The organism is Pantoea sp. CFSAN033090 (genome assembly GCF_001264395.1).
Classification (GTDB): Bacteria; Pseudomonadota; Gammaproteobacteria; order Enterobacterales; family Enterobacteriaceae; genus Pantoea; species Pantoea agglomerans.
This window is the reverse complement of record NZ_LGYX01000002.1, coordinates 60181-66670: the sequence shown is the minus strand read 5'-3', so window position 1 is coordinate 66670 and position 6490 is coordinate 60181. Positions and strand designations below refer to the sequence as shown.

Sequence of the window (6490 nt, the reverse complement as noted above, 5' to 3'; positions counted from 1 at the left end):
CCCGCCGATGCTCGCTAAAGTGCTGGCGTTGACTGTCGCAGCCTATACTGTTTAACCCACTTGATTTAATACCCGATTTCATTCCCATCATCGGTTGTCCCGATTACCTGCTTATAGTGCCTGGGGCGTCTTACCCAGTCGATGTCATGCGTGAAAACCGGGAAACCGCAGCGCAAGCTAGTTAATCTCCGGTCGGTCGCATGAAGGCAAGCGGTGTTTATATTGACATGGGTAGTTTGTGCAACTCTGCTTGTCAGGGAACTTAGAGCGTCAGCTTGTGGTTCTGATGTGTTCTCGCTTTATTCCTTTCAGATGTTGTCGCGATTAGCGCAAAATGGTTTTCCGCTCAGATTTGGCCATCTAAGAAAATTTCCCACAACGCTTCTACCGCCCGGGACATCCTCGCTGCGGGTCTGAACAGCCGGATCTCTATGGGTATCCAGAGTGCGCTCTCCTTATTAGCTGCTACGGCAATCGAGCCAGCATCAACATCCGGCGCTGCCAGTGTTTCCGGCAGCCATGCGATGCCGTCTCCGGCTTTGACCATGGCGAGTAAGGTGGCAGCAAGATCGGCCGTGAAGGCAATATCCATTCCGCGTCTGGCCCGGTTAACCTGTGAGGTATTAGACAGGATGCGGCCCAGGCCGGATTCAGCAGAATAGGAGAGGAAAGGAAACTTCTTACCGCCTGACGCATGGAATAGAGGCTCACGCGTTGTCGGATCGCATCGTGAATACGGCTGTAAAACTTCCTGTCCAAGCCGGACGCTGAGATATTTCGACTGATCGAGATGGATGTGCATATGAGGATGGTAATAAGAAAGCAGAAATTGCGCGTCACCTTTCTCAAGCATGCGTTCGCAGGCACTTAATGAGTCTGATAACAGTCGAAAAGATCCGAAGCGGGCAATTTTTTCGTTGTTACGCATCAGTGCCGGAAAAAAAGAAAATGACAGCGCGTGTGTGGCGGAAAAAATAACATCCGGTCGGGCTTCTCCTGCGGCCTCGATAGATTCACTTCTCAGGGTATAAAGCGCACGAATAAGTTCCGGCACCTGCCTGACGAAAACCTCTCCGGCTCGGGTCAGGCTGACGCCCCGACGATTTCTTTCAAAAATTGGCGTGCCAAGCCACTCTTCTAGCGAGACGATTCTGCGGCTGAATGCAGGCTGTGTCACATATCGTGAAGCTGCCGCACGGGAAAAATTGAGTGATTGCGCCAGCGCAATACAGTCTTCAAGCCAGGTTAACTCAAGGTGATGCCGATTTTGCATTACAGGCTGCCTCTTTGGCATTAGAACGGAACCCATGTACTGCTTAGGATAATAGCAGACAGAACAATCAGGTCCCTTAACACTACGCTACTTCATTGTGCCGATGAATGCCGATAAACAGATGGCATGACATAACTGATTGCGTAGGTATTTTAGTAAAACAGTCTTTGACTGAGAACTACCGGAGAGATCATGCGCATCCTTGATGTTGTAGAAATTACCAAACCCATTGCTTCCCCTATTCGTAACGCGTACATCGATTTCAGCAAGATGACGACAAGCCTGGTCGCCGTTGTGACAGATGTTGAAGTCGACGGGCGCCGTGTAGTGGGATACGGCTTTAACTCTAACGGCCGTTATGGCCAGGGTGGCCTGATCCGGGAACGCTTCCGCGATCGCATTCTTGAAGCCGATCCCGAAAGCCTGCTGAATGCCAAAGGTAACAATCTGGATCCGCACAAAGTCTGGGCCGTGATGATGAGCAACGAAAAGCCTGGCGGTCATGGCGAGCGTTCAGTTGCAGTGGGAACCCTGGACATGGCCATCTGGGATGCAACGGCAAAAATTGCAAACAAGCCGCTGTTCCGCCTGCTGGCCGAAATGAAGGGCGTTGAGGCTAATCCGCGCGTCTTCGTCTATGCGGCTGGGGGTTACTACTATCCGGGTAAAGACCTTGGCGCACTGCGACAGGAAATGCGCGGCTACCTGAACCGCGGCTATAACGTTGTGAAAATGAAAATCGGTGGTGCCTCTCTGGACGAAGACCGCCGCCGTATTGAGGCCGTACTGGAAGAAATCGGCAGCGAAGCGCGCCTCGCCGTTGATGCTAATGGTCGCTTTGATCTGGAAACCGGTATTGCCTACGCAAAAATGCTGCGTGAATATCCGCTCTTTTGGTACGAAGAGGTTGGCGACCCGCTCGATTATTCTCTGCAGGCAGCCCTGTCGGAGTTCTATCCAGGCGCAATGGCAACGGGCGAAAACCTCTTTTCACATCAGGACGCGCGAAACCTGCTGCGGTATGGCGGTATGCGTCCGGATCGCGACTATCTGCAATTTGACTGCGCGCTCTCCTACGGGCTGGTTGAGTATCTGCGCACACTGGATGTGCTTGAGCAGTTTGGCTGGTCACCGTCACGCTGCATTCCTCATGGCGGCCATCAGATGTCCCTGAATATCGCCGCAGGCCTCGGTCTGGGTGGTAACGAAAGTTATCCCGATCTGTTCCAGCCTTACGGCGGTTTCCCGGACTCGGTAAAAGTTGAAGATGGCCATATTATTATGCCGGAACTGCCGGGTATCGGTTTTGAAGGCAAATCAGACCTTATTAAAGAAATGCGGGCGCTGGCTGAATAAGTTTTCGCTTACATTACGGCATGTTTAATGTCACTGCGCCCCTCGTTAAGTTGAGGGGCTACGGTAAAATATCAATCTCTTAATTAACCTGACGCCTCAGGAAGAATAAATTTATCTGAATCTGAGAGGAGAGGACGTTATTGAACTGACAAACGGTAGCGTTATTAATAATTCCGGGTTGAAGGGCTGACTTTGATTCAGGCACAACATCTTCTTGTAGGTATATCAGCTATCCGTTGAATTATCGACATTCAGATAGTCTTGTCGGATTAAATATACACTGGAAATTATTATAAATATCAGTCATTTCGAGCCAGTCATGAATCCTGGTGCCCGGCCTGTTTATCCGCGCCTTTTACTCTCAGGCTGCTCATTTCTCCGTTACATCCTTCGGATAATGAATAAACATTTTGACTGATATTCAGATGGATTTGAAGTCAGCATTTCCTCCCCCTGCCAAAGTGTTAAATGAGGAAGTTATCATGAGTGAGAAAACTCTCAAAGGTAATGCGCTTATCGGAAATAAACGCTGGACAATCATATTACCTGCCGTATTCATCATGTATACCATTTCATTTTTTGATCGGGTGAATATAGGCATGGCGCTGCCCCATATAACAGCTGAAATGGGCCTGAGTCCTGTTGAAGCCGGCTGGCTTGGCGGCGCATTTGCCTGGGGTTATGTCGCCACGCAATTTACCGCAGGATGGCTGGCTCTCCGTTTTGGATCACAGAAAATAATAGGTATCAGCCTGTTTCTGTTTGGGGCCTGCGCAATGCTTACCGGCCTGACGCGTAACTTCGGTGAACTGGTAGCGATCCGTTTCTTACTGGGCATCGCTGAAGGTCCAATTCAGGCCGCCACGGCCATGTTCCTGGCCCAGTGGTTTATGAAGCCTGAGCGGGGGCGGGCATTCGGAATCTGGAATCTTAGCCTGGGTGCGGGCGCGTTTCTGGCCGGTCCGATATCTGGCTGGATCCTTGCACATCATAACTGGCGCCTGATGATGGTAATTGAAGGTGCACCGGCCTGGCTGTTCTGCATCATCTGGTTTTATCTGGTTCCTAAAAGTATTCAGGCCGCTAGCTGGCTGAGTGCCGAAGATCGGGATTATATCCAGAAAGACCTGGCCGCTGAGCAGTCAAACTACAGGAATGAGAAATCCGCTCCCTGGTGGACCATTCTCAAAATACCGGCCCTCTGGCTGATGCTGATCGGCTACTCCCTGCATAGCATGCTCGCTTACGGTTTTACGCTCTGGCTGCCGACAGCTCTCAAAGGGTATGGCACGCTCAGTGAATTTATGGTCGGTCTCATCAGTGGGATGCCATTCCTGATGACGATGCTGGGCATCTGGTACATCACCCGGCGTTCAGATAAGTACAACCAGGAGCGACGACTGCATGCCGCTATTCCTACCGTCCTCTGTGGTGTGGCATTACTGGCTGCCGCTTTTGTGCCGCTGGAATATTACTGGGCTCAGATAGGATTGTTCATGTTTGTCGGCCTGACAATGAAGATGCTGGTGCCACTGGTTTACGTCAGGCTGACTGAAATTCTCCCGACAAAGAAAGCAGTCCCTGCGGTGGCTTTTGTCGGCGCATGCAGCAACTTCATTGGACAGTTTGGCGGCCCCCTTGTTGCCGGATACCTCAAGCATCTGGGTGGCGGTAGTGATATGACGCTGGCATGGGGTGTTCTGGGGCTGTTCTCAATTGTGGGTGGCGTGCTGTTTGCCCTTGCCGTGGGACGTGAGGAACGCATCCGGGACTTCAGCAAGGCATTCTCTGTGTCTTCACACAGAGCAGTATCAACACGTCAATAATAAAGCGGAATCTTCACACTGCCATCGTACGCCCGATCGGGCAGGATGCGCGGATCAGCATTAAGCACTCTTGTGCACCTGTGGAATTATCATGCTCATCCCCGGAGTGTATCTCTCTCAATACCTGACTGTTACAGCCCGTACTTCACGGGCTTCAGAATGCCTACAATCCCACCAGCGTGATATGTTTCTTTATTGTCAGCGCTTTATACAACGCTTTTGCCAGCGTGCCTGGTTCCACACCTGATTGAGCGCCCTCGGAATCGGTCCAGAACGATTTGATGCGCAGTATGGTGTTGATACTCGTTACGCGTTCCATTTCCAGCACGGCCAGCACAGGATGGCGCATTTCGCCATGTTCCTCTGTCGCGTCCGCCTGGATCACTGCGGCGCGGGATGCCTGACTGTCAAAGATAACGTGGCAGCGTACGCCATTCAGGTTGAGTATGCCGATAACTTCATACAGGCACTGAACAGCCTCTGCACTGTAGGATGCGGGCACAACAAACATAACAGATCCTTCTGAAGTGAAATCTAATGAGCAGCCAGCATAGGCGAACTGTAATCAGAGGAGAAGTTACTGTTTTTGAATGAAAAATGTAGAGTTCTAAGGTTACGATAACGCGCGTTATTTTCACTCCAGTTTTCGCTGGTACTATCAATAACTGACGTGTAACCCGATCATGGCGTCGGGGCGCGGATTTGACTTAAGGAAAGGCCAGCAGGTGGCAGGTTATTCGTTCCAGTGGGGAATGTATTTATCTGTACGCGCAACGCGTTAGCTGCGTGTTTCAGCCACTTAACAGGATGAACATCAGATTAAGTTTAAGATTTTTCGCGCTCTTCAATCGCTCATCTCTCAATCCTGCCGTCACGTTTAACCGGAGGCCGTCAGTATGACATCAGGTGCTGACTCATATATTGTTGTTATCCGTGTAGCAGACCAGTCAGTATGGGTATCAGCTATGTGCCCGATTTTGTCGTACGTGAATCTTTGGATTCGGGGCAACTGAAAGAGGTATTGCCCGGTTACTGTACCAGGCAGGGGTATTTCTCGGCACTCTGGCCGGCCAGCCGATATCTCTCATCGAGAATACGCTGCTTTATCGTTTTTATTGCTGAGTCAGGCCTGTCTCTGTAATCCGTATCGGGAAGTTAATGCTTTCTGAAATCGTATGCACTTTTATGCTTAATTCAAAATCATAAACGCCCGTTTCTGGCATAGAGCAGAGCATTGCCCGTTATATGCAAAAAGCGGATGTTACGTTTACTTGCCTTTATTAGATTATTAAGAGTTATTTATATTGTATGAAGATATTCAATTGGTGCTCATTGAGTCACCTTTTGCTATCGACTAATTCTAAAGCTATAAGTTCTTTATACATTAGGTAAGGCATCATTGGGCTCTTATATACAAAACCCATCCTCATTAAATCAAAGGCGTTGCCAGAAATTCCGGTCGCTGTTCGGCTAGCAATGTAAACCCGGCCAGTTCCGGATACTGCGCATGGCTGACGGTATCCGGCAGCATCAATTCTGTAAAACTCCAGGCCACTGCGATGCTGATACCGGCCACGGACAGCATGTCAGGATGACTTTTCCGCAGCCCGTTCTCCAGCGTCTGCCAGGCACCATGCAGTTGTTGAGTTACGCGATCCACCCAGGGCTGATGCTGTTTTTCTTCCGGCCTGAGACGCTGTTCGTACACAATCTGCACCGCTTTTTCGCAGGCGGCCAGGGCGAAGCCGGTAAGATGCAGATCCCGGAACTCTTCCACGCCGGACGCTGATGTAGGTGCAGGCGAATGACCGCAATATTTCTCAAGGTAATGAATAATTAGTGTGGAATCGATCAGCACCTGATTATCATCTGTGATAAGCGTTGGAACTTTAACGGCCGGGTTAATTTTCGTTAAGGCATCAAAATCGCCGAATACCGAAAGCGGGCGATGCTCGAATTGAATACCCAATACTTTCATGTAAATAGCAACCCGTCTGACATAGGGTGAATCCAGCATTCCGATCAGGATCATGGC

The 6490-nt window shown here is 50.2% G+C and carries 5 protein-coding genes and 1 pseudogene; 3 read left to right on the top strand and 3 right to left on the bottom strand.

Annotated elements, in window-relative coordinates:
• Positions 1 to 346 precede the first annotated feature (346 nt).
• On the bottom strand, positions 347 to 1273 hold the full coding sequence (locus tag AFL22_RS02450; protein WP_052270735.1) for a LysR family transcriptional regulator: 927 nt from the start codon (positions 1271 to 1273) through the stop codon (positions 347 to 349).
• A gap of 192 nt (positions 1274 to 1465) precedes the next feature.
• Between AFL22_RS02450 and AFL22_RS02445 the strand changes: the two genes are divergently transcribed.
• Both AFL22_RS02445 and AFL22_RS02440 read left to right on the top strand, forming a co-directional pair.
• Positions 1466 to 2629 carry a mandelate racemase/muconate lactonizing enzyme family protein gene (locus tag AFL22_RS02445; RefSeq protein ID WP_050679309.1) on the top strand — a complete coding sequence of 388 codons (1164 nt, stop codon included), beginning with the start codon at positions 1466 to 1468 and terminating at the stop codon, positions 2627 to 2629.
• A 410-nt stretch (positions 2630 to 3039) separates the two neighbouring features.
• Entirely contained in the window at positions 3040 to 4455 is a 1416-nt protein-coding gene (locus tag AFL22_RS02440) for an MFS transporter (protein ID WP_241773158.1), read from the top strand.
• A 163-nt stretch (positions 4456 to 4618) separates the two neighbouring features.
• Here AFL22_RS02440 and AFL22_RS02435 read toward each other — a convergent pair whose 3' ends face one another.
• Positions 4619 to 4966: a hypothetical protein gene (locus AFL22_RS02435; protein WP_010247026.1), complete on the bottom strand. Its 348-nt coding sequence runs from the start codon at positions 4964 to 4966 to the stop codon at positions 4619 to 4621.
• A 441-nt stretch (positions 4967 to 5407) separates the two neighbouring features.
• On the opposite strand from AFL22_RS02435, the pseudogene AFL22_RS23045 reads away from it, so the two are divergent.
• Positions 5408 to 5596, top strand: a pseudogene (locus AFL22_RS23045) (LysR substrate-binding domain-containing protein); the annotation flags it as partial.
• Between the two features lie 288 nt (positions 5597 to 5884).
• Here AFL22_RS23045 and AFL22_RS02430 read toward each other — a convergent pair.
• Positions 5885 to 6487, bottom strand: coding sequence for a glutathione S-transferase (locus AFL22_RS02430; protein WP_052270733.1), 603 nt, complete (start codon positions 6485 to 6487; stop codon positions 5885 to 5887).
• Positions 6488 to 6490 lie beyond the last annotated feature (3 nt).